Below are 22,946 nucleotides of genomic sequence, written 5' to 3' on the forward strand. Positions count from 1 at the left end.
TTAATTAAGTGCCCTTATACCAGGAAGTTCTTTTCCTTCAAGATATTCTAAAAAAGCACCACCCGCAGTTGAAACAAAATTAAAATTACTAATTGCTCCAATGCTATTTAAAAGAGAAACGGTATCACCACCACCTGCAACTGAATAAATTGTATTATTCTTATTTTTTTCAATAATTTTTTTTGCTATTTCAACACTTCCTTTGGCAAAATTAGGGTTTTCAAAATAACCTGCGGGTCCGTTCCATAAAATAGTGCTACTTTCTTCAATTAATAAATTAATAGTTTTAATTGTCTTGGGGCCAATATCTAAAATTAACTCATCTTTAGAAATATTATTTAGTTCTTTTATTTCAGCTGATCCATCTAAGTCTTTTCCTATCACAACATCTTCAGGATAAATTATCTTACAGTTTTCTTTTTTTGATAAAGAAAATATTTCTTCAATAATTTCGTTACAATCATTTTCTTGAATAGATTTTCCAATTTCGTACTCTTTATATTTGAGTATATTGTTAGCCATCCCACCCACTATTATAATATTATCAAATTTAGCAATTAAATTCTTAATGATATTAATTTTAGAAGATATTTTAGAACCACCTATAATACATGTTATTGGTCTCTGAATTTCAGATGTAATTTTAGTGAGAGCATCAACTTCCAAATTTAATTGAAGACCAGCATATGAAGGAATGAATTTAGTGATTTCAAAAATTGAGGCATGCGCCCTATGAGAACATGAGAAGGCATCATTAACATAAATATCAGCTAGACTTGCTAAATGTTTTGCAAAACTATTATCATTTTTTTCTTCCTCCTCATAAAACCTAAGATTTTCAAGTATTACAATTTTTTCACCGTGTACATTAAATAAATCAGTAGATTTAATTTCTTTTATATTTTTTGAAACTAATCTTATATTTTCATTTAGTTTATTTTTTAGATCTTCACATATTGGTTTAAGGGAGAGTTCACTTACAACTTTGCCCTTGGGTCTGCCCACATGAGATAGTATTATAATTTTTGCTTCACTTTTTAATAGAAAATTAATAGTAGGTAAAATTTTATCTATTCGAGTAGTGTCAGTAATTTTTCCATTATCTAATGGAACATTTAAATCCAACCTAAGTAATATTTTTTTTTGATTAAGATTAGTCTCGTCTTTAATACTTCTCATTAAGAGATTTGATGAAGATGTTCTGCTATGTCACACATTCTATTTGAAAAACCCCATTCATTATCATACCACGCTGAAATTTTTCCCATATTTTTACCAACCACTCTAGTTAACGATAAATCAACAATTGCCGAAGCTGAATTATGATTAAAATCAATTGAAACTAATTTTTCCAGTGTAACTTCTAAAACTTTTTTTGCTCGTTCTTTAGAGGCGATAGTAAACGCCTCATTAATTGTTTCTTTACTCATTTCTTTTTTTGTACAAAAAACTAGCTCTATAAGTGAAACATTTGGGGTGGGCACTCTCATTGCAATGCCTTCAAGCTTTCCTTTTAATGAAGGTATAATTTCACCAATTGCTTTTGAAGCACCTGTGGAAGTTGGCACAATAGATTGACTGGCAGATCTTGCTCTTCTAGGATCTTTATGGGAATTATCTAGAATTCTTTGATCACTAGTGAAAGCGTGAATAGTTGTCATAAACCCTTTTTCAATTTCAAAAGTTTCATTTAAAATATTAGCAACAGGCGCAAGACAGTTAGTCGTACAAGAAGCTGCAGAAATAATTTGATCGTCTTTTGTCAAAATATTTTCATTTACTCCAAAGACAATTGTCTTATCTGCATTTTTGCATGGAGCAGAAACTATAACTTTTTTAGCCCCATTTTTTATATGAGCTAATAATTTTTCTTTTGAGTTGAATTTTCCAGTACATTCAAAAACATAATCAACATCAAATTTTTTCCAGTTGATATCTTCAATATTAGATTCTTGTGAAAATGTTATTTTATTATTATTAATAATTAAATGTTTTTCATCATAATTTAAATCTGCATTAAATTTACCATGAATAGAATCATATTTAATTAAAGAACAACTTGCTTCAGAATTTGATCGGTTATTGATGTGTTTGATTTCTATGTTTTTGTTTTGGCTTTCAATGATAGCCCTAATTACCATTCTACCAATTCTTCCCATTCCATTGATACCAACTTTTATTGTCATATTTAACTCTTTATTAGTTTCTTAGTTTTTTGTGAAATATTTTGAACTGTTAATCCAAAATATTTGTAAATTTCTTTGTATGGTGCGCTTTTACCAAATGTATCTATTCCAAAAGCTAAACCTTCAGTTCCAATATATTTTTTCCAACAATCTGTTGAAGCAGCTTCAATAGATATTTTTAATTTGGCTTCCTCAAGAATTTTTTTCTTATATGATTTTGACTGTAAATCAAAAATATCCTGGCATGGTACTGACACTACTTTAGAGTATATCTTATCTTTGGCTAATTTATGGCTAGTTTCAATTGCTAAATTAACCTCAGAACCACTAGCAAATATTGTTAAATTAATTTTTTTATTAGTTCTTAAAACCTCATAAGCACCTAAAGAACATTTATTTATATTTGAATATTTTTTTCTAATAGGTTCAAGATTTTGTCTAGTTAAAGATAAGACACTTGGTGTCTTTGAGTTTTTTAATGCTAATTCCCAACACTCGATAGTTTCCATTCTGTCTGCTGGTCTAAAAACATTTAAATTAGGAATAGATCTTAATCCAGACAGTTGTTCTATAGGTTGGTGTGTTGGTCCGTCCTCACCTAAACCAATTGAATCATGGGTCATTACATAAATAACACGTTGTTGCATCAAAGCGGATAAACGAATGGAAGGTTTGCAATAATCAGAAAATATTAAAAAAGTTCCCCCATATGGAATAAATTTACTATGAAGTGCTAATCCATTCATTATTCCAGACATGGCGTGCTCTCTAACGCCATAGTGAATATAATCACCATTAAAATTACCAGAATTAATAGCATTATGATGTTTTGTCTTGGTGTTATTAGATCCCGCTAAGTCAGCTGAACCACCAATTAATGTATTATTTTCTTTCGTAAGAGCATTAAGGGTTAATTCAGAAGCTTTTCTTGAGGCTAGACTTTTGTTTTCTTTAAGAGAATTTTGCTTTTCATTTTTTAAAGCTTTAGAGAAATTATTTTTAAATACTTTATCTACTAAATTTTTTTTTCTTTTATAATTTTTATTCCATGTAGAATCTAGTTTTGTACCCTTGTTACCAATCTTTCTCCACTCATTTAAAATACTTTTAGGAATTTCAAAAGGTTTATATTTCCAATCTAAACTCTTTCTAACTAATTCGATTTCATTTAAGCCAATTGGACTACCATGTGAAGAAGCTTTGCCAGATTTATTAGGTGAGCCATACCCAATTTTTGTTTTACATGAAATAACTGTTGGTCTTTTTGCATTTTGAACTTTTTTTAATGCAGCGAAAATTTCTTTTTCATTATGACCATTAATTAGTATGTAATCCCAACCATAACTTTCAAATCTCTTTTTGAAATTATCTGAAACTGCCAAATTAGTTGGTCCATCAATTGATATTGAGTTATTGTCAAAAAGCATAACTAGATTCTTTAACTTTAAGTGTCCTGCTAAACTCATTGCTTCATGGCTAATACCTTCCATTAAACATCCGTCTCCAGCTAAAACATAAGTTTTGTGGTTAATTATTTCTTTACCTAGTTTTTTTTTTAAAATTTCCTCTGCAATAGCAAACCCAACTGAATTAGCAACTCCTTGCCCAAGTGGACCCGTCGTCGTTTCAATACCAGTACCAGGATGATATTCAGGGTGACCCGCACATATTGATTTTAATTGTCTAAAATTTTTAATATCATTCAAGGAAATACTTTTGTACCCAGTTAAATGTAATAAAGAGTAAAGAAGCATAGATCCATGACCAGCAGATAAAACAAATCTGTCTCTATTTAGCCAGTTAGGATTTTTTGGATTAAATCTAAGAAAATCCTTAAATAAAACTGTTGCTACATCTGCCATACCCATTGGCATCCCAGGATGGCCCGAATTTGCTTTTTGTACAGCATCTATCGATAAAAACCTTATTGCGTTTGATAAATCTTTATGTAATTTGTTCAAAAATATCCTATCTAGACTTAGAAGACTCAATTTAATAATATAAATATATATATATGAAAACAGACAGTGAAAAAGAAAAAAAGCTTAGTTTTGCACTTAATAAATTGAAGAGTTTAAATTTACAAAACCCAACGTTAAAGTCTAATTTAGAAAACTTAAACATTCAAAAAAATCAATTAGAAATTGAAAAAAAACAGATAGAAGAAAAATATCAAAATTTAGAAAGTGAATACAAAGCTCTTAATCAAAAATTAGAAGATATTAACAAGCAAAAAATAGACGAACAAAAAAAGGAAACAGAATTTTCAGAAAAAATAGATGAATTAAATCAAGAAACAGATACTTTATTAGAAGAAATAGATAAATGGCAAATGTAAATATTAAATTTAATGGCAAAGAATTTCTTCTATCTTGTGATGATGGACAAGAAGAACATTTAGAGGAATTGTTAACTCATATTAATGAAAAATTTAGCAATTTAAAGAATGACCTAGGAAACATAGGGGAAAATAAACTTCTATTGATCACTTCAGTTCAAATAATGGATGAATATTTTGAAACTAAAAAAAAAGTAGAACAAAAAAAAAATGAGTTACAGAATTTATCAAATAAATTTAGAGAATTGAAATCATTAGTTTACGATTACAGAGATAAAAAAGAAGAAGAGATGAAGGAATTACAACAAGATCACGAAAATTTTAAAATAGAAATAGAAAAAAATAAAGAAGATTATGAAAAAATAATTGAAGCAGCTGCAGATGAAATTGAAAATTTTGTTGAAAAAGCAAATTTAGAAAATCCAGTTCAGTAGATTTGTGTTAAAGTCTAAATTAAGAAAGAAAATTCTTAAAGTTAGGCAAAAATTTAATACAAAAAATATTCAGCTAAACTTTAACCAAATCATAAAAATTCTTAAAAAAGAAAAGATAACCAATAAGATTATAGGTGGATACTATCCAGTAAACTTTGAGATAGATGACTTGGGACTATTAAGAAAATTTAAAAAGAATAAATTTAATATTTCTTTGCCCGTAATTAAGAAAAACTTTCAAATGGATTTTTATTCATGGTCATTCTCTGAGCCATTAAAAATAAATAAATATGGGATACCTGAACCAGAAAACAAAAATATAGTTTACCCTGATATTTTATTAATCCCTTTACTAGCATTTGATAAAAATTTGAACAGACTTGGATATGGTGGTGGATATTACGATAGATTAATTGAAAAATTATCAAAAAAAAAAAATATCATAAAGATAGGTTTAGCTTTTTCAATTCAAGAAATTGATAAAGTGCCAATTAATATGTATGATCAAAGATTAGATTATATTGTAACAAATAAACTTATTATAAAATGAAAATTCTTTTCTTGGGTGATGTAGTTGGAATTTCAGGGCGGTCGATGGTTTTGAATAATTTACTATCAAAAATTAAAGATAAAAAAATCGATTTTGTAGTTGTTAATGGTGAGAATGCAGCTGACTCAGGTGTTGGTCTTACAGAGGAAATATGTAAAGATTTTTTTAATTGTGGAGTAGATGTTATTACAACGGGCAATCATGTGTGGGATCAGAAAGAAACAATGTCTCATATTGAAAAAGAAAATCGACTTCTTAGACCTAAAAATTTATTTGAACCATCTCCAGGAAAAGGCTTTGGGATATTTACTGCTAAAAATGAGATGAGAGTAGGCGTACTTAATTTGATGGGAAATGTTTTTATGAAGAAATGTGAAGATGTATTTGAAGCAGCTGAAAAATTTATGAAAAAATATAAGCTTAAAGAAGATTATGATTTTCTATTAGTCGATTTTCACGGAGAAATAACAAGTGAAAAGGCAGCTATGGGCCATTTTTTTGATGGAAAAGCTACTTTGGTTGTTGGAACTCACACACATATTCCAACAAATGATACGAGAGTATTAAAAGGCGGCACTGCTTATCAGACTGATGCAGGAATGTGTGGTGACTACGACTTAGTTATTGGAATGAATAAAGATAATTCAATTAATAGGTTTTTAAAAAAAAAGTCTACAAAGCACTTTCCATCAATTGGTGAAGCTAGTTTGTGTGGTGTGATTGTTGAATGTGATATAGAAACAGGGTTAGCTAAAAATGTAGAAAATTTTATATATGGAGGAGAATTAAAAAATTCTCAATAATTATTATGTCGGGTCATTCAAAATGGGCAAGTATAAAACACTCTAAGGGAAAAGCAGACAAACAAAGGTCTAAAGTATTTTCAAAATTATCTAAAGAGATAAGTGTAGCAGCAAAACTAGGTGATAAAGATCCTGCAATGAACCCAAGACTTAGGTCTGCAATTCAAGCAGCTAAGTCAGCCAACATGCCCAAAGACAATATTGAAAGAGCTATTGCCAAATCTTCTGCTAACTCTGAAACAAATTATGAAAATTTAAGATATGAAGGATTTGGCCCAGATAAAATAGCAGTGATTGTAGAAGCGTTAACTGACAATAAAAACAGAACAGCTTCCAATGTTAGATCTATATTTGTAAAAAGTGGTGGCAATTTAGGGACTCAGGGTTCTGCTTCACATAACTTTAATCAGTTAGGGATTATCAAAATTGATAAAAAAGAAATCTCAGATGAACAAATTTTTGAACTAGCAATTGAATCTGGTGCAGATGAGTGCATTTCAAATGATGAATTTCATGAAATTCAATGTCCTATGAGTGAGATTTATAATGTAAAAAAAAAATTAGAAAAAACAATTGCAAATTTTATTTCAACTGAGATTGAATGGGTTCCCTTAAATAGTGTAGATGTTGAGAAAGATAAAGTGGAAGCAGCAATAGAGTTTTTAGAAACATTAGAAGATGATGATGATGTTCAAAGTGTTTATTCAAACATAAACTTTAATAATAGTTAATGCTTATTATTGGAATAGATCCAGGAATAACAGGTTCTATTTGCTTTTTACAAGATGGTAAAATAATTGATGTTATTGAAATGCCAAATATGCCAGAAGGGAAAAAAAATAAAAAACAAGTTAATGGTGCTCAAATTTATCATGAAATTTCTTCAAGAATTAAAGATATAAAAAAAGAAGATATTAAAGTTATAATTGAACAAGTATCAGCTATGCCAGGACAAGGCGTTACTAGTATGTTTAATTTTGGACAATCATTTGGTATTTTAAAAGGAATCTGTTCAGCGATGCAATTACCAATGTATTTTGTAAGACCTACAAAATGGAAAAAGTATTTTAACCTTATCAACTCAGAAAAAGATGCTAGTAGAACAAAAGCAATAGAGGTATTTCCTTACTTTTCATCAGAGTTATCAAGAAAAAAAGACTCAAATAAAGCTGATGCAATATTAATAGCTAGCTTTTATTACGAAACTTACAAACTAGAAGGATAAATTAAGAATTTAAAAGTCAAATTCATGACACATTTTAGTGTGAAACCTTAAATATGGAAGCTGATATTACATCTCAAGCAGTAGGCCTTGCCTCAAATACAGATTTTTCTTTATGGAGTTTGTTTTTAAGAGCAGACTTTGTTGTAAAGTCAGTAATACTTATGTTGATTGGCTGTTCAGTATACTCATGGGCGGTTATTATTGAAAAATTTAGGCTATTTAAAAAAATCAATCTAGAATCTGAAGAATTTGAAGAAAAATTTTGGAAATCAAAATCGGCAGAAACTTTTTATAATAGTTTGCCAGCTGATGTAGAGAACCCAACCGCTTCATTGTTTAAAGATACTATGCAAAGTTTATTAAAAGCCAAAGGTAAAACGAACCTAAATGAAAGAATGGCAAGCATACTTGAGGTTAATATTGAAAAACAAATTTCAAAAATAGATAAAGGGTTTACATTTTTGGCAACAGTGGGCTCAACAGCACCCTTTATAGGTTTGTTTGGAACTGTATGGGGAATAATGAACTCATTTCAATCTATAGCAATCTCAAGAAATACAAGTTTGGCGATTGTGGCACCAGGAATAGCAGAAGCGTTATTTGCAACTGCTCTTGGATTATTGGCTGCAATACCTGCGGTTGTTGCTTACAACAAATTTAATAATGACTCAAAAAAATATTCACAAAGATTAGAAAATTTTTCTAAAAGATTTTTATCAATAATATAAAATGGCTTTTAAACTCAATCGTTCATCAAAAGAACCCATGAGTGAAATAAACGTTACTCCTTTTGTGGATGTAATGTTGGTATTATTAATTATATTTATGGTGACAGCCCCATTGTTAACAGTTGGAATACAAGTTGATTTACCAGAAAGTTCCGCAGACTCATTACCCGAAGAATTAGAGCCATTAACATTATCTATAAACTCTAAAGGTGAAATATTTATTCAAGAATCTAAAGTCGAGTACAATAAAATTATTGCAAAGATTTTAGCTGTATCTAAAAACAGAACAGACACTAGAATTTATGTTCGAGGAGACAAATCAATAAACTATGGTAGAGTTTTAGAAATAATGGGAATGCTGTCTGGTTCTGGTTTTACAAAAGTAGCATTAATTTCTGAACCATATAAAGAGAGGTAGTTAAAGTGAATAGAAATATTTTTATTTCTTTTGGGCTTCATATATTTCTTGTGATAATTACAGCTATGAGCTTACCATTCCTTGCAAAAAAACCAATTGATCTTCCTCCAATTATATCAGTTGAACTCATCCAAATCTCAGACAAAACTAACATTCCCTTTGCCCCTAAGGCAAAAAAGATAATTGAAAAAGTTAAAGAAAAAGAAAAAAAGTTAATTTCTGAGCAGGCACCACCTAAAAAAATTAAAAAAACTAAAACTAAAACTGTTGTTTCGCTGGATAAAAAATTAGAAAAGATTGATAATCAAAAGCCAGAGTCATTACCATTACCAGAAAAAACTGTTAAAAAGATTGAAACAAAAAAAGAAACAAAGCAGAATCCCGAAAAAGTAGTAACTGAAGTAAAACAGGTCTCAGAATTTGAAAAAAAAGATATATTTGACCCAAGTGATATTGCAGCATTAATTGATAAGTCTAAGACTGAAAGTGCTGAAACAAATAAAAAACTTGATAAAATAACACAAGACCAAGATAAAGAAATGGATTTTGGTGGATTAACCCTAAGTGAAGAAGATGCCTTAAAAGCACAAATTTTTGGATGCTGGAGCATTCCTTTAGGTTTGCCATTTAATGAAGATTTGTTAGTTAGAATTAAGTTACAATTGGAACCAGATGGCTCTATTATAAAAACAGAAATTCTTGATCATGCTAGAATGAATAGGCCTGGACAGGGATTTTATAAAGTATTAGCAGAAAGTGCGTTAAGAGCTATAAAACTTTGTCAACCTCTTAGAGTGCCTAGTACAGGTTATGAAAGATGGAAAGATATGCAGTTAAATTTTGATGCTAGAGAAATGTTAGAAGGATAAAATGTTATTTAGATATCTATTTATATTACTAGTCTTATTACCAATTAAAGCCTTTGCTTTAATTGAAGTTGATATTACTAGAGGAAATTTAAATCCTCTACCAGTTGCTGTATCCCCTTTATCAATAGATAATAAATCAAAAGAAAATTTTAAAAAAATTTTAAAAAAAGAAGATCTTGGATCAGAAATTTCAATAATTGTTGAAAATAATTTAAGACAATCTGGTCTATTTAATCCGCTAGACAAAAATGCATTTCTTCAAGAGCCAGACGTAGCCAATTTAAAACCAAGGTTTGAGGATTGGAATTTAATTAAAGCACAAGCTTTAGTAACTGGCAAGGTCACGTTTGTAGACGAAAAACTAAGAGTAGAATTTAGATTGTGGGATGTTTTGGCTGGAAAAGAAATGATGGCTTTAGCATTTACTACTGTTCCTAGTAACTGGAGAAGAGTAGGTCATATAATAACTGATAAAGTTTATGAGCGTTTGACTGGTGAAAAAGGTTATTTTGATACTAGAATAATTTATATTGCTGAAGAAGGCTCAAAGACTAACAGAATAAAAAAATTAGCAATAATGGACCAAGATGGTTTTAATAATAAATATTTAACGCTTGGAAATGAATTAGTTTTAACACCAAGATTTAGCCCAACTAATCAAATGGTAACATATCTTTCTTATTTTAGAAATTTACCTAGGGTATATTTATTAGATATAGAAACTGGAATGCAAGAAGTAGTTGGTGATTTTCCTGGAATGACATTTGCCCCAAGGTTTTCACCAGATGGTAAAAAAATAATAATGAGTTTTGCTAAAGATGGTAATTCTGATATTTATACAATGGATCTTGAAAATAGAATTGTTGAAAGAGTTACCAATCATCCATCAATTGATACATCACCCTCTTATTCACCAGATGGGAAACGAATTACTTTTAACTCAGACAGAAGTGGTTACCAACAAATTTATGTAATGGATAGTAATGGAAAAAATGTTAAGAGGATTTCATTTGGGAATGGTTTGTATGGAACTCCAGTGTGGTCTCCAAGAGGTGATTTAATTGCATTTACGAAGCTTCATAAGGGAAAATTTTATATTGGAGTAATGAGAACTGATGGAACTGGTGAAAGGCTTTTAACAGAGAACTTTTACCAAGAAGCTCCATCATGGTCACCAAATGGAAGAGTACTAATTTTTTATAGAGAGACTAAAACCAACTCAAAAGGAGAGGGATTTTCAGCTAAATTGTGGTCCATTGATTTAACAGGATATAATGAGAAGATGGTTGAAACCGAAACTGATGCATCTGACCCATCATGGTCATCATTATTAAGTAATTAGTCGTTAAAAAACTTGATTTTTTATCTTGAAACATCTAATTAGTTGTGAAAAAGTAAGTTATTCAAACAAGAATTAAGGAGCAAAAATGAACTTAAGCAAGATTTTAAAAAATGCATTTCTAATTATATTGGCAAGTTTAGTATTAACCGCTTGTGCAACTAAAAAAACTAGCACATCTTCAATGTCAGGACAAATGCAGGGTGACACCTATACAGGTACAGATACCATAAAAGAGTTGGCTAAAGGTGTTCCTGATAGAGTTTTCTTTGCAACTAATGAAACTGTACTAACAACAGCTTCAAGAGAGACTTTAAGAAAACAAGCTACATGGTTAAGAAAAAATTCAGATATTAACGTTATTTTAGAAGGTCATGCTGATGAAAGAGGTACAAGAGAGTACAACTTAGCATTAGGTGAAAGAAGAGCTAATTCAGCAAAAGACTATTTAATGACATATGGAATTTCTTCAGACAGAATTTCTGTACTAAGTTATGGTAAAGAAAGACCAGTGGATTCTGGATCTAGTCCTTTAGCTTGGTCTAAAAATAGAAGATCAGTTACTGTTAAAGCTAACTAATTAATCTAAATAATTTACAAAAGACCCTAGCACATTTGTGAATAGGGTCTTTTTTTTGCCATCATTATAATTACTACTCAACACATTATGCTTAATTATAAAAAGATAATTCGATTAAAATTAATATTAGTATTTATATTTTTCCCAAATATTATTTTTGCAGATAACCATAATATAAATGAAATTTTAGAGTTAATTCAAAAGGACTTAAAAACTCTAGAAAGAGCTGTTTACTCAGGATCAACTAATTCAAATAGTCAAAAAAGCACAAATGAAAACTCTGAAGATGTTTTAACAAGGCATCTGTTAAAATTATCTGATGTTGAAAAACAATTTCAAGAACTTACTAATAAGTTTGAAGAAATTAACTTTAAGCTAGATAAATTATCAAATAGGCTTTCTAAGGTTCAAGCTGATAATCAAATTAGGTTTCAAGATGTAGAAAATGCTCTATCATCTGGAGAAGTTGGAAAAAAATTAACCTCAATACCAAAGGAACAAGAAGACAAAATTTTACCAGGCTCTTCACAGCCTCAAGACTTGGGATCAATTTCATATAAAGACACAGAAAGTGGAGAAACAACTCAACAAATACAATCTGTAGAAACCACTTCATCGGTTGTGACAGAAAATTTTGAGTCAGAAAATAATATACTTCCTGATACTTCTCCAGAAAAACAATATGAATTTGCAACCAGTTTTTTAAAGGTAGGTGATTACAGCACTGCAGAAAGAGCTTTTAGAGAGTTTGTAATAAATAATTCAGAACATAAATTAGCAGGTAATGCTCAATATTGGTATGCTGAAACATTTAGAATAAGACAACTCTATACAGATGCCGCCACTGCTTATCTTGAGGGATATCAAAAATATCCAAAAGGTGACAAGGCTCCTATAAATTTATTAAAACTTGGTGTATCAATGGTTCAAATAGGAGAAAAAGAGCAAGGTTGTAAAATGATTGTAGGAGTTGAAGAACAATATCCTAAAGCAAATCAATCTGTGCTTCAAAAAGCAAAATATGAATCAAAAAAGTTTGAGTGCTCAAAACAAAACTCATAAACAAATTCTTAGTTTTCTAAAAAATCAAAAAATTTCTAAAGTTTATAGTGAATTCGTTTCCTCTTTAAATGCTAGAGAAAATTTAGCTGTAGCAGTTTCAGGTGGACCCGATAGTTTGGCGCTAGCTTACTTGGCTAAATGCTATTCAATAAAAAATAAAACAACAGTTAAATTCTTTTTAGTTGATCATAAGCTTAGACCCGAGTCGACAAAAGAAGCTACTTCTGTAAAAAAATTTTTACAAAAAGTTGGTATCACATGCAAAGTATTAAATTGGAAAGGAAAAAAACCTTCTAGAAATATTCAATCTTTTGCAAGAGAGGCAAGATATTCTTTATTAGCAAAAGAATGTAATAAAAATAATATTAAGCACTTATTATTAGGACATCATTCAAATGATTTATTTGAAAACTTTTTAATTAGAGTGGTTAGAGGAAGTGGGCTAAATGGACTGGTATCTTTTAATAAGAGTGTAAAATATAAAGATGAAGATCTAAATATTTTAAGACCATTACTCAACTTAGAAAAAAATGATTTAATTAATATTTCTAAAATAGTATTTAAGTTTTTTATTAAAGATCCATCCAATACTAATGAGATATATAAAAGAACAAGAATTAGAACTCTATTAGAATCTCTTGAAAAAGAGGGGTTAGATTTAAAAAAACTAAAATTAACCATTGATAACTTAAGAGACTCAGACAAATCAATAAAGTTTTATGTTAAAAAAAATTTAAAGGATAATTCTGTACATATTAAAACAAAAAATATTTATATTTTAAATCATAATTTTTTTGATCAATCTCATGAAGTTGTTTTTAGATCCTTGACTTCTGTTATTCAAAAAATTGGAAAAAAATATTATCCTGTTAGAGGAAAAAGTATTAATGAGTTGATCAACCGAATAACCCTCAAGACATTTTCAAAAATAACTTTAGGAGGCTGCTTTGTTGAAAGTATTAATGAGACCATATTAATATCAAGAGAAAACACTAATAAAGTTAAAGTTTTGTAACAATTTGACACTTGTTTAATTAATAATAATTATTATCTTATAGGTATGAATATGAAGAATTTAGCCATGTGGGCAGTAATTGTTTTTTTAACAATAGGCCTTTATAATATGTTTAAAAACCCTCAAGCTAATGTGGGCAAAGGCAACTCTATTATATTTTCAGAATTTTTATCAGAAGTTGATAATGGTGGAGTTGTAAAAGTAGACATTCAAGGAAACAATATTAGAGGGGTGCTAGCTAATGGAAATACTTTTTCTACTTATTCACCAAATTATCCAAATTTAATTGAGAAGCTATCTGAAAAAGGTGTAAGTATATCAGCTGCTCCTTTAGAAGCTAAGATGCCTTCTTTGTTTGGAGTTTTATTGTCGTGGTTTCCAATGTTACTATTAATAGCTGTTTGGATTTTCTTTATGAGACAAATGCAAGGTGGCAAAGGTGGGGCCATGGGCTTTGGTAAATCTAAGGCTAAATTGATGAATGAATTAAAAGGTAAAGTTACCTTTGATGATGTTGCTGGAGTAGAAGAAGCTAAAGAAGAAGTTGAAGAAGTTGTTCAATTTTTAAAAGATCCTAAAAAGTTTAGTAGACTTGGTGGAAAAATACCAAGGGGATGTTTGTTAGTTGGTCAACCTGGAACGGGTAAGACTTTGCTTGCTAGAGCTATAGCTGGAGAAGCCGGAGTTCCATTCTTTACTATATCAGGATCAGATTTTGTTGAAATGTTTGTAGGCGTTGGAGCCTCAAGAGTTAGAGATATGTTTGAGCAAGGTAAAAAAAATTCACCCTGCATTATTTTCATAGATGAGATAGATGCTGTTGGAAGAAGTAGAGGTGCTGGCCTTGGAGGAGGTAACGATGAAAGAGAACAAACTTTAAACCAGTTATTAGTTGAAATGGATGGCTTTGAAACCAATGAAGGGGTAATAATTATTGCAGCAACAAACAGACCTGATGTGTTAGATCCAGCATTATTACGACCAGGTAGGTTTGACAGACAGGTAGTAGTTGGACTTCCAGATATCATAGGGAGAGAAAAAATATTAAAAGTGCATGTAAAAAAAATTAAAATGGCTCCTAATGTAAATTTAAGAACTGTTGCAAGAGGAACCCCTGGATTTTCAGGTGCAGACCTTGCAAACATAGTTAATGAAGCAGCATTACTTGCTGCAAGAAAAAATAAAAGAATTGTTACTCTAGCTGAATTTGAAGAAGCTAGAGATAAAGTAATGATGGGCTCAGAAAGAAGATCCATGGTTATGACTGAGGAGGAAAAAACATTAACAGCTTACCATGAGGCAGGTCATGCAATAGTAACCATTAATGAAGATGCAGCTCACCCAATTCATAAAGCAACAATCATTCCAAGAGGTCGAGCCTTAGGAATGGTTATGCAGTTACCTGAGAGAGATCAGTTATCTCAAACAAGAGAACAACTTCATGCTCAATTAGCTATAGCTATGGGTGGAAGAGTAGCGGAAGAAATCATATTTGGTGAAGATAAAGTTACAACTGGTGCATCTAGTGATATTGAGCAAGCAACTCAGAGAGCAAGAGCCATGGTAATGCAAGCAGGTCTTAGTAAGGAGTTAGGACCAGTTGCTTATGGTTCGAATGAAGAAGAGGTATTTTTGGGTAGATCTGTTGCTAGAACTCAAAATATGTCTGAAGAAACTTCAAAAAAAGTAGACTCAGAAATTAGAAAAATTGTAGACAAAGGTTATGAAAGAGCAAGAACAGTTTTAACTGAAAAAATTGACGATCTACACAAATTAGCTAAAGCTCTTTTAACATACGAAACACTTTCAGGTGAAGAAATAGAAAACCTGATAAATAAAAATATATATCCAAGCAATAGAGAAGATTTAAAAGTTGAAGATGAAGATAAAGGCTCAGCTTTAAGCTCAATGGGTCTTAAGCCAAAAATAGTTCATTAAAACTAAATGAAAAAATATTACACAAGGGCGTGTAATTTTGTTTATGGTAAATCTTCGATTGAATTAGTTAGGAAAAAAAAAAATCTCCCACTAAACGATAATAAGAAAATTTCATTTGGACAAATTGAAATCCTTACACGAAATTCAATCAAAATAATTGATCTTAAGGATATAAAAAAATTACCTAAATCTCAGAAAGAAAAAATTAATAAAGATCTTAAGATTATTGTTAAAAAAAATAAAAATTTTTCAAGTTTAAATTTTAATAAAATTCCCAATATAATGGGTATATTAAATTTAACACCAGATAGTTTTTCTGATGGTGGTAAGTTTAATAATAAGAAAACAGGTATATATCATGCAAAAAATTTATTTAAATCTGGAGCAGACATTGTAGATGTTGGTGGAGAGTCAACGAGGCCCGGATCTAAGCCTGTAAGCAAAAAGGAAGAGTGGAATAGAGTAAAAGAAATATTAAAAGATATTAATAAAAAAATTCCATTATCATTAGATACAAGAAAATCAGAAATTATGAATAAAGGGATTCAGGTAGGAGTTAAACTTATAAATGATGTATCAGGGTTAAGTTATGATTCTAAAACAGTCGATGTATTGAAAAAAAGTAAAACTCCATTTGTAATCCAGCATTCACAAGGTACACCAGAGCAAATGCAAAAAAACCCTAAATATAAAAATGAATTACTAGATATTTATGATTTTTTTGAGAAAAAGATTAAATTTTTAATATCTAAGGGTATAAAACACAATAATATTATGATTGATCCAGGAATTGGCTTTGGAAAAAATTTGAAACATAATATGAATTTAATTAGGAGTGTTTCCATTTTTCATACTCTCGGTTTTCCTATATTACTTGGACTTTCTAGAAAAAAATTTATTAAAGATTTATCTGGAAAAAATGATAGCAAAGAGAGGTTAGGTGGAACAGTAGCCTCTTCCTTATATGTAATAATGCAAGGAGTTCAAGTTTTAAGGATTCATGACGTCAATGAGTTAAGACAAAGTATAAAGGTATTTAAAGAGTTAATAGAAAACTAATGGCAAAAAAATATTTTGGAACCGATGGAATAAGAGGTGCTGTTAATAGCAAAAATATTAATGGAGATATGTTTTTTAAATTTGGTCTTGCAACGGGGACTTACTTTAAAACTCAAAAAAAAAAGAAACAAATTGCAATAATTGCTAAAGATACCAGATTATCAGGATATACTTTAGAGCCTGCTTTGGTATCAGGTCTTACATCCGCTGGTATGCATGTTTATACATTAGGCCCACTTCCAACCAATGGCTTAGCAATGTTAACAAAGACCATGAAAGCTAATATGGGAATTATGATTACGGCATCCCATAATCCATATCATGATAATGGGTTAAAGCTATTTGGACCCGATGGGTTAAAACTGTCTAATAAGATTGAAAAAAAAATTGAAACTTTAATAGATCAAAAAATTGAAAAGTCTTTATCAAAACCAAAAAAATTAGGTCGTGTAAAAAGGTTAGAAACTGCAAATAAAGATTATATAAAAATTTTAAAAAGTAATTTACCAAAAGATTTTAACCTTAGAGGTTTAAGAATAGTTATTGATTGTGCAAATGGTGCTGGATATAAGGCTGGGCCTGAATTATTAAAATCTTTAGGTGCCAAGGTATTTTCAATTGGAATAAATCCTAATGGCCTTAATATTAATAAAAATTGTGGCTCTACTTTTCCAAATAAAATTAAGCTAGCAGTAAAAAAATATAAAGCGCATATAGGAATTTCGCTTGATGGAGATGCTGACAGAATTATTATGTGTGATGAAAAAGGTACTGTAATTGATGGAGATCAAATAATTGCTGCAATAGCAATGAGATGGAAAAGAAAAAAAATGTTAAGTGGAGGTGTGGTTGGCACTTTAATGTCTAACTATGGATTAGAAAAATTTTTTAAACTACATAATATAAAATTTTTAAGATCAAATGTAGGAGACCGTTTTGTAAAAGAGAAAATGCAAAAAAATAATTTTAATTTAGGTGGTGAACAATCTGGGCATATTATCTTAGGCAAATTTGCAACTACTGGAGATGGCTTGCTAGTTGCTTTAGAAGTTTTATTTTCATTAAGAAAAGGAAAAAAAGCTAGTAATTTTTTTAATACCTTCAAGAAAACTCCACAAATATTGGAAAATATTGATGTTAAAGACAAAAGTATAATTAAAAATATTAATATTAAGAATCATATAAAATTAGCAGAAAAATTAATTAAAGGACAGGGTAGGATATTAGTTAGAAGCTCAGGAACTGAATCTAAAATCAGAGTAATGGGAGAGAGTGATAATAGTAGATTACTTCAAAAATGTTTGAAAATTGTATTAAAAAAAATTAAATAAATTGAAACCAAAATCTAAAATATTAGTTATTGCTGGGTCAGATTCATCTGGTGGTGCTGGTATTCAAGCTGATATTAAAACTATTACTGCTTTAGGTTCGTATGCAATGACAGCAATAACAGCTGTCACAATTCAAAATACAACAGGTGTAAAATCAATAGTGCCAATTGATCCAAAGGAAATTTCTAATCAAATAGAATTTACCTCAAAAGACATTAAACCAGATGCTATAAAAATTGGAATGTTACACTCTACAAAAGTAATAAAATCAGTAATTCACTCACTAAACCTTATTAAAGTTAAAAAAATAATTTTAGATCCTGTTATGGTTGCTAAAGGTGGGGCAAAACTTATTGATGATAAAGCAATTCAATTATTAAAAAATGAACTAATTAAAAAAGTTAGTTTAATAACTCCCAATATTCCAGAAGCTGAAATATTAACTAAAACTAAAATAAGAACAAAGGAAGATATGATTTTTGCTGCCAGTATATTAATAAAATTAGGAGCAAAAAATGTTTTTATAAAAGGTGGTCATTTAGAATCCAAAATTGTTCAAGATATCTTTGTAAATAAAAATGAAATTTTCATTATAAAAAATAAAAGAATTACAACCAGGAATACACATGGCACTGGTTGCACCCTTTCTTCTGCTATTTCTACATTTTTTTCATGTGGAAAAACCTTAAAGAAATCTTGTGAGCTCGCAACTAAGTATGTACACAATTCAATAAATTCAAACCTTAAATTTGGTAAAGGCCATGGACCTATTAACCATTTAAGTTCAGTAACAGTAGAAAAAAATTTTAGATAATGAAAAATGTTGTAGTTGTTGGATCTCAGTGGGGTGATGAAGGAAAAGGTAAAATAGTCGACTGGCTATCAGACCAAGCAGATGTTGTTATCCGTTTCCAAGGAGGACACAATGCTGGACACACATTAGTAATTGATGGAGTAACTTATAAATTAAGATTACTTCCTTCTGGGATTGTAAGAAAAAATAAAATTTCTATTATAGGAAATGGAGTTGTTGTTGATCCTTGGGCACTATTAGAAGAAATAGAGGAAATTAAATTTAAGGGTGTTGAGGTTAATGTGGATAATTTTATAATTTCAGAATCTGCCAATCTTATTTTACCATTTCATAGAGAGATGGATGAAATAAGAGAAGATGCTGCTGGAAAAGGAAAAATTGGAACAACAAGAAGAGGAATTGGACCAGCCTACGAAGATAAAGTGGGAAGAAGATCAATCCGTGTTATGGATCTAAGATCTGAGACTAACCTTGATCACAGATTGGAAACAGTACTTCTTCATCATAATGCAATTAGAAAAGGATTGGGTAAAAAGATTTTTGAAAAAGATAAACTTAAAGAAGAACTTTTAAAGATTGCTCCAGAAATATTAAAGTTTTCTCAACCAGTATGGCTTAGAATAGATGAGTTTAAAAAACAAAAGAAAAGAATATTATTTGAAGGTGCACAAGGAATACTACTTGATGTAGACCATGGAACGTACCCCTTTGTAACATCATCTAATACTGTTGCATCTGCCGCTGCTACAGGAACTGGTTGTGGTCCTAACTCTATTCATTATGTTCTCGGAATAACAAAGGCCTACACAACCAGAGTTGGTGAGGGACCTTTTCCAACTGAGTTAACAGATGATGTTGGAGAATTGCTTGGTTCTAGAGGAAAAGAATTTGGTACCGTTACTAGTAGAAAAAGAAGATGTGGTTGGTTTGATGGTGTTTTGGTTAGACAAACAATTAAAATTTCAGGTATAGATGGAATAGCGTTAACTAAATTGGATGTTTTAGATGAATTTGATGAAATTAAAATGTGTGTTGAATATGAACTTGATGGAAAAAAAATAGATTATTTACCAGCTGCTGTTGAGGATCAGATAAAGATTAAACCAATTTATAAAACTTTCCCTGGCTGGAAAAGCTCTACCCAAGGAATAAAAAATATTGAAGCTTTACCAGAAAATGCTAAAAATTATATCTATGCATTAGAAGATTTTATTGGGACAAAAATTTCAAGTATCTCAACAAGCCCTGAAAGAAAAGATACAATTCTTTTAGAGAACCCTTTTGAAGTTTAGTTTAATGGAAGTAAGTTTTTAGATTTAGCAGATAGCAACATGTGTTTTTGAAGCTTTTCAAATGCTTTGTTTTCAATTTGTCTAACTCTTTCTCTACTAATTTCGTATTTTTTGCTTAAATCTTCAAGTGTTGTAGGCTCATCATTTAATCTTCTAGAGTACAAAATTTCTCTTTCTCTTTCATTAAGGATTTTTATAGAATCTTTAAGTAAGCTTTGTCTTTGACCCATTTCTTCTTGATGTGCAAATTTAAGATCATGGTCTAGCTCTTTATCTACCAACCAGTCTTGCCATTCGTCACCATCTTCTCCAACTTGAGCGTTTAAAGAAAACTCTTTACCTGAAAGTCTTCTATTCATTGAAATCACTTCATCTTTTTTAACATCTAATTTGTTAGCAATTTCATCTACATGTTCAGGTCTTAAGTCACCTTCAGACTGAGGAGCAATTTGATTTTTAATTTTCTTTAAATTAAAAAATAATTTTTTTTGTGCAGTTGTTGTTCCTATTTTTACCAAACTCCAAGATCTTAGAACATATTCTTGGATAGAAGCTCTAATCCACCACATCGCATAGGTTGCCAATCTAAACCCTTTTTCAGGTTCAAATTTTTTAACAGCTTGCATTAATCCTACATTTCCCTCTGAAATCAGTTCATTTACTGGAAGACCATATCCTCTATAACCCATCGCAATTTTTGCAACTAATCTAAGGTGGCTAGTAACAAGTTTTTCTGCAGCTTTAACATTGCCTGTTGCCTTCCAATTTTTTGCTAGCATATATTCTTCTTCAGCTGCCAACATAGGAAATTTTTTAATCTGCTCAAGATAAGCAGATAAACCACCTTCATTAGATAGTGCTGGAAGATTACTATTTATTGTAGCGCTCATAAGTTCTATTTATTTAGTTAACTATAGTATTATTTCAAGGTTTTATTTGTCAGTATTTCTAAGCAATACTAAAATATTTTCAAGTTCTTGTGGCAAAATTGAGGTAAAAGTCATTTCATCATTAGTTTTAGGGTGAATGAAGCCCAGTGTTTGCGCGTGCAGAAATTGTCTATCCAATTTATAAATTAGGTTTTCTAAACTAGTATCGATATTTTTAAGTTTCTTGTATTTTTTTTTATATTTACCATCGCCCATAATACTGTTGCCCATATGTGTCATGTGAACTCTTATCTGATGCGTTCTTCCCGTTTCCAATCTACATTCGACCAAACTTAGTGTGGGTGTTTTATCATTTTCAAAAATCTCTATAGTTTTGTAATTAGTGATTGCTCTTTTACCTTTAGAACTACTAACCTCCATCATTTGTCTATTTTTTGAACTCCTAGTTATGAAGGTATCAATTTTCCCAGAAGAAGGTCTAAGTTTTCCCCAAATTAAGAGCTGATAAACCCTTGTAATCGTGTGCTCACTAAATTGATGAGATAAATTTTCATGTGTTACGTTATTTTTAGCTATAACTATTAATCCAGAAGTATCTTTGTCTATTCTGTGCACAATACCAGGTCTTAACTCATCTCCAATTGTAGACAGTGAATCTTTATTATAGTGCATTAAGGCATTAACAATTGTTTCATCATAATTACCAGCACCTGGATGCATAATTATTCCAGCTGGCTTATCAATTACTAATAAATCATCATCCTCATAAACAATTTCTAATTTAAAATCATAAGGTTTTAAAGAGGCTTCTTTCGGTTCTGGAATTTGAAGATCAATTTTATCACCAGTAGATATTTTTTTTGAAGGACTGTTAACGATTACATTATTTAATTTTAATTTTTCTTTAAGAATTAAATTTTTGATTCTAGTTCTACTAATCAACTCCTCTCTTTTGTTGACGAATACATCAAGTCGAAGGTTATTCTCATCTGTTTCAACTATTAAATTAATGTTTTTTTCCATAAAATGTAATATTAATACTATATGCGCTGCTAGCTCAACTGGATAGAGCACCAGATTTCGAATCTGGGGGTTATAGGTTCGACTCCTATGTGGCGCACCACAACCAAACTAGATATCTAATACTTTGATGCCCTCCGCAATCTATCATTTATAGCTTTACCAAGACCTATATTGGGAATTTTTTCCACAGCAATTGATTTATAGCCTTCATTTTTTATATTTCTTAGACATGAGTAGAGGTTCTTTGCTGCTTCATCTAGGTTATTTTTAGTAGTTAAATAAAAAAAATTTTTTAGTTTAGTTTTTTTTCTCTTAATCATTATAAAAGCTTCGTCATTTTTTGGTTTTGTGACATTCATTCGTAAAGGTATACCAGGAGAATAATGCAAGCGAGATTGACCAGGTGCTATTTTTTTTTTAGGATTAATAGATATACTTATCTTAAAACCTAAAATTTTTTGAATTTTTAAGATATCTAGACCACCCAATCTTAATATAGATGGTCTGCCTATAAGGTTAACTATTGTAGATTCTATTCCAATAGCGCACGCACCTCCGTCTAAAATATATTTAATTTTATTACCAAATTCTTCTTTAACATCTTTTGCTTTAACAGCACTTACTTTTGTTGTGATATTAGCACTGGGCGCAGCTAATGGATAATCTAACTGTTTTAGTAAATTTTTAAATATTTTGTGTTTTGGAAATCTTACTGCTAAACTTTTCTTATTATTGGTAACATATTTAGAAATCTTAGAATCTTTCCTTAATTGTAATACGTATGTTATTGGGCCAGGAGAGAATTTTTTATAAAGTTTAGTAAAATTATCATTTATTAGGCAATCTTTTTTAAGAGAATTGATATCGTGATAATGTACGATTAAAGGGTTGTTTTTTGGTCTTTTTTTTAAATTAAAAATCTTTTTTACTGCTGAATTCTTGTATGCATTAGCTGCTAGACCATAAACAGTTTCAGTAGGTACGCCAATACAGTAATTTTTATTAAGGTATTTTTTTGCTTTTTTGATATTTGATTGATTGGATTTCATGTA

Annotated in this window: 24 protein-coding genes and 1 tRNA gene; 19 read left to right on the forward strand and 6 right to left on the reverse strand. The window is 30.1% G+C overall.

What is annotated here, in order from left to right; all coding sequences use genetic code 11:
• Genes ABXT72_RS01020 through tkt form a run of 3 tightly spaced genes read right to left on the reverse strand, consistent with a single transcriptional unit; the run spans position 1 to position 4,147 of the window.
• The gene (locus ABXT72_RS01020; protein WP_415278490.1) at positions 1-1,179 is read right to left on the reverse strand and encodes a phosphoglycerate kinase; all 1,179 of its coding nucleotides are present in this window, start codon (positions 1,177-1,179) and stop codon (positions 1-3) included.
• The gene (gap, locus tag ABXT72_RS01025; protein WP_415278491.1) at positions 1,179-2,186 is read right to left on the reverse strand and encodes a type I glyceraldehyde-3-phosphate dehydrogenase; all 1,008 of its coding nucleotides are present in this window, start codon (positions 2,184-2,186) and stop codon (positions 1,179-1,181) included. The genes ABXT72_RS01020 and gap overlap by 1 nt, the downstream gene beginning before the upstream one ends.
• 2 nt (positions 2,187-2,188) lie before the next feature.
• Entirely contained in the window at positions 2,189-4,147 is a 1,959-nt protein-coding gene (gene tkt, locus ABXT72_RS01030) for a transketolase (protein WP_415278492.1), read from the reverse strand.
• Positions 4,148-4,200: 53 nt separating this feature from the next.
• On the opposite strand from tkt, the gene ABXT72_RS01035 reads away from it, so the two are divergent.
• The 18 genes from ABXT72_RS01035 to ABXT72_RS01120 all read left to right on the forward strand — a co-directional run bounded on the left by ABXT72_RS01035 (position 4,201) and on the right by ABXT72_RS01120 (position 19,981).
• A complete protein-coding gene (locus ABXT72_RS01035; RefSeq protein WP_271512518.1) occupies positions 4,201-4,524 on the forward strand; it encodes a 5-formyltetrahydrofolate cyclo-ligase in 324 nt (107 codons plus the stop codon).
• Positions 4,512-4,958, forward strand: coding sequence for a cell division protein ZapA (locus ABXT72_RS01040; RefSeq protein ID WP_415278493.1), 447 nt, complete (start codon positions 4,512-4,514; stop codon positions 4,956-4,958). Before ABXT72_RS01035 ends, ABXT72_RS01040 begins: the two co-directional genes overlap by 13 nt.
• 4 nt (positions 4,959-4,962) lie before the next feature.
• Entirely contained in the window at positions 4,963-5,508 is a 546-nt protein-coding gene (locus ABXT72_RS01045; protein ID WP_415278494.1) for a 5-formyltetrahydrofolate cyclo-ligase, read from the forward strand.
• Positions 5,505-6,311: a TIGR00282 family metallophosphoesterase gene (locus tag ABXT72_RS01050; protein WP_415278495.1), complete on the forward strand. Its 807-nt coding sequence runs from the start codon at positions 5,505-5,507 to the stop codon at positions 6,309-6,311. The genes ABXT72_RS01045 and ABXT72_RS01050 overlap by 4 nt, the downstream gene beginning before the upstream one ends.
• 5 nt (positions 6,312-6,316) lie before the next feature.
• Positions 6,317-7,042, forward strand: coding sequence for a YebC/PmpR family DNA-binding transcriptional regulator (locus ABXT72_RS01055; RefSeq protein WP_415278496.1), 726 nt, complete (start codon positions 6,317-6,319; stop codon positions 7,040-7,042).
• Positions 7,042-7,536 (forward strand): crossover junction endodeoxyribonuclease, encoded by a 495-nt coding sequence (locus tag ABXT72_RS01060; RefSeq protein WP_415278497.1) that lies wholly within the window; start codon positions 7,042-7,044, stop codon positions 7,534-7,536. The genes ABXT72_RS01055 and ABXT72_RS01060 overlap by 1 nt, the downstream gene beginning before the upstream one ends.
• A 53-nt stretch (positions 7,537-7,589) precedes the next feature.
• The gene (tolQ, locus tag ABXT72_RS01065) at positions 7,590-8,264 is read left to right on the forward strand and encodes a protein TolQ (RefSeq protein WP_415278498.1); all 675 of its coding nucleotides are present in this window, start codon (positions 7,590-7,592) and stop codon (positions 8,262-8,264) included.
• 1 nt (position 8,265) lies between these two features.
• Positions 8,266-8,682: a protein TolR gene (gene tolR / locus ABXT72_RS01070; RefSeq protein ID WP_415278499.1), complete on the forward strand. Its 417-nt coding sequence runs from the start codon at positions 8,266-8,268 to the stop codon at positions 8,680-8,682.
• Positions 8,683-8,687: 5 nt separating this feature from the next.
• Entirely contained in the window at positions 8,688-9,551 is an 864-nt protein-coding gene (locus ABXT72_RS01075) for a cell envelope biogenesis protein TolA (RefSeq protein ID WP_415278500.1), read from the forward strand.
• Between the two features lies 1 nt (position 9,552).
• Complete coding sequence (gene tolB, locus ABXT72_RS01080; RefSeq protein ID WP_415278501.1) at positions 9,553-10,893, forward strand: Tol-Pal system beta propeller repeat protein TolB; 1,341 nt, start codon at positions 9,553-9,555, stop codon at positions 10,891-10,893.
• 85 nt (positions 10,894-10,978) lie between these two features.
• Positions 10,979-11,470, forward strand: coding sequence for a peptidoglycan-associated lipoprotein Pal (gene pal, locus ABXT72_RS01085; RefSeq protein ID WP_415278502.1), 492 nt, complete (start codon positions 10,979-10,981; stop codon positions 11,468-11,470).
• A gap of 87 nt (positions 11,471-11,557) precedes the next feature.
• Positions 11,558-12,532 (forward strand): tol-pal system protein YbgF, encoded by a 975-nt coding sequence (gene ybgF, locus ABXT72_RS01090; RefSeq protein ID WP_415278503.1) that lies wholly within the window; start codon positions 11,558-11,560, stop codon positions 12,530-12,532.
• Entirely contained in the window at positions 12,492-13,547 is a 1,056-nt protein-coding gene (gene tilS, locus ABXT72_RS01095) for a tRNA lysidine(34) synthetase TilS (protein ID WP_415278504.1), read from the forward strand. Before ybgF ends, tilS begins: the two co-directional genes overlap by 41 nt.
• Positions 13,548-13,598: 51 nt before the next feature.
• On the forward strand, positions 13,599-15,485 hold the full coding sequence (gene ftsH / locus ABXT72_RS01100; RefSeq protein WP_415278505.1) for an ATP-dependent zinc metalloprotease FtsH: 1,887 nt from the start codon (positions 13,599-13,601) through the stop codon (positions 15,483-15,485).
• Between the two features lie 6 nt (positions 15,486-15,491).
• Complete coding sequence (gene folP, locus ABXT72_RS01105) at positions 15,492-16,544, forward strand: dihydropteroate synthase (protein WP_415278506.1); 1,053 nt, start codon at positions 15,492-15,494, stop codon at positions 16,542-16,544.
• On the forward strand, positions 16,544-17,875 hold the full coding sequence (gene glmM / locus ABXT72_RS01110) for a phosphoglucosamine mutase (RefSeq protein ID WP_415278507.1): 1,332 nt from the start codon (positions 16,544-16,546) through the stop codon (positions 17,873-17,875). Before folP ends, glmM begins: the two co-directional genes overlap by 1 nt.
• Before the next feature lies 1 nt (position 17,876).
• Positions 17,877-18,689, forward strand: coding sequence for a bifunctional hydroxymethylpyrimidine kinase/phosphomethylpyrimidine kinase (thiD, locus tag ABXT72_RS01115; protein ID WP_415278508.1), 813 nt, complete (start codon positions 17,877-17,879; stop codon positions 18,687-18,689).
• Positions 18,689-19,981 carry an adenylosuccinate synthase gene (locus tag ABXT72_RS01120; protein WP_415278509.1) on the forward strand — a complete coding sequence of 431 codons (1,293 nt, stop codon included), beginning with the start codon at positions 18,689-18,691 and terminating at the stop codon, positions 19,979-19,981. Before thiD ends, ABXT72_RS01120 begins: the two co-directional genes overlap by 1 nt.
• On the opposite strand, the gene rpoH is transcribed toward ABXT72_RS01120, so the two are convergent.
• Both rpoH and ABXT72_RS01130 read right to left on the reverse strand, forming a co-directional pair.
• A complete protein-coding gene (rpoH, locus tag ABXT72_RS01125; RefSeq protein ID WP_415278510.1) occupies positions 19,978-20,871 on the reverse strand; it encodes an RNA polymerase sigma factor RpoH in 894 nt (297 codons plus the stop codon). The genes ABXT72_RS01120 and rpoH overlap by 4 nt on opposite strands.
• A gap of 42 nt (positions 20,872-20,913) precedes the next feature.
• Positions 20,914-21,894, reverse strand: coding sequence for an RluA family pseudouridine synthase (locus tag ABXT72_RS01130; RefSeq protein WP_415278511.1), 981 nt, complete (start codon positions 21,892-21,894; stop codon positions 20,914-20,916).
• A 23-nt stretch (positions 21,895-21,917) separates the two neighbouring features.
• On the opposite strand from ABXT72_RS01130, the gene ABXT72_RS01135 reads away from it, so the two are divergent.
• Positions 21,918-21,994 (forward strand) — tRNA-Arg (locus ABXT72_RS01135).
• Positions 21,995-22,010: 16 nt separating this feature from the next.
• Here the strand turns inward: ABXT72_RS01135 and ABXT72_RS01140 are convergent.
• Positions 22,011-22,943 (reverse strand): L-threonylcarbamoyladenylate synthase, encoded by a 933-nt coding sequence (locus ABXT72_RS01140; RefSeq protein ID WP_415278512.1) that lies wholly within the window; start codon positions 22,941-22,943, stop codon positions 22,011-22,013.
• Positions 22,944-22,946 lie beyond the last annotated feature (3 nt).

The sequence above is a fragment of the Candidatus Pelagibacter sp. Uisw_094 genome, assembly GCF_047729535.1.
GTDB lineage: Bacteria > Pseudomonadota > Alphaproteobacteria > Pelagibacterales > Pelagibacteraceae > Pelagibacter.

Coding starts and splice junctions, on each gene's coding strand:
- gap (WP_415278491.1), bottom strand. CDS start 2,186: ATGACAATAAAAGTTGGTATCAATGGAATGGGAAGAATTGGTAGAATG.
- tolB (WP_415278501.1), top strand. CDS start 9,553: ATGTTATTTAGATATCTATTTATATTACTAGTCTTATTACCAATTAAA.
- ABXT72_RS01060 (WP_415278497.1), top strand. CDS start 7,042: ATGCTTATTATTGGAATAGATCCAGGAATAACAGGTTCTATTTGCTTT.
- ftsH (WP_415278505.1), top strand. CDS start 13,599: ATGAAGAATTTAGCCATGTGGGCAGTAATTGTTTTTTTAACAATAGGC.
- ABXT72_RS01055 (WP_415278496.1), top strand. CDS start 6,317: ATGTCGGGTCATTCAAAATGGGCAAGTATAAAACACTCTAAGGGAAAA.
- ABXT72_RS01120 (WP_415278509.1), top strand. CDS start 18,689: ATGAAAAATGTTGTAGTTGTTGGATCTCAGTGGGGTGATGAAGGAAAA.
- tolR (WP_415278499.1), top strand. CDS start 8,266: ATGGCTTTTAAACTCAATCGTTCATCAAAAGAACCCATGAGTGAAATA.
- folP (WP_415278506.1), top strand. CDS start 15,492: ATGAAAAAATATTACACAAGGGCGTGTAATTTTGTTTATGGTAAATCT.
- tilS (WP_415278504.1), top strand. CDS start 12,492: ATGAATCAAAAAAGTTTGAGTGCTCAAAACAAAACTCATAAACAAATT.
- ABXT72_RS01020 (WP_415278490.1), bottom strand. CDS start 1,179: ATGAGAAGTATTAAAGACGAGACTAATCTTAATCAAAAAAAAATATTA.
- rpoH (WP_415278510.1), bottom strand. CDS start 20,871: ATGAGCGCTACAATAAATAGTAATCTTCCAGCACTATCTAATGAAGGT.
- ABXT72_RS01140 (WP_415278512.1), bottom strand. CDS start 22,943: ATGAAATCCAATCAATCAAATATCAAAAAAGCAAAAAAATACCTTAAT.
- glmM (WP_415278507.1), top strand. CDS start 16,544: ATGGCAAAAAAATATTTTGGAACCGATGGAATAAGAGGTGCTGTTAAT.
- ABXT72_RS01040 (WP_415278493.1), top strand. CDS start 4,512: ATGGCAAATGTAAATATTAAATTTAATGGCAAAGAATTTCTTCTATCT.
- ABXT72_RS01035 (WP_271512518.1), top strand. CDS start 4,201: ATGAAAACAGACAGTGAAAAAGAAAAAAAGCTTAGTTTTGCACTTAAT.
- ABXT72_RS01050 (WP_415278495.1), top strand. CDS start 5,505: ATGAAAATTCTTTTCTTGGGTGATGTAGTTGGAATTTCAGGGCGGTCG.
- ybgF (WP_415278503.1), top strand. CDS start 11,558: ATGCTTAATTATAAAAAGATAATTCGATTAAAATTAATATTAGTATTT.
- ABXT72_RS01130 (WP_415278511.1), bottom strand. CDS start 21,894: ATGGAAAAAAACATTAATTTAATAGTTGAAACAGATGAGAATAACCTT.
- tolQ (WP_415278498.1), top strand. CDS start 7,590: ATGGAAGCTGATATTACATCTCAAGCAGTAGGCCTTGCCTCAAATACA.
- pal (WP_415278502.1), top strand. CDS start 10,979: ATGAACTTAAGCAAGATTTTAAAAAATGCATTTCTAATTATATTGGCA.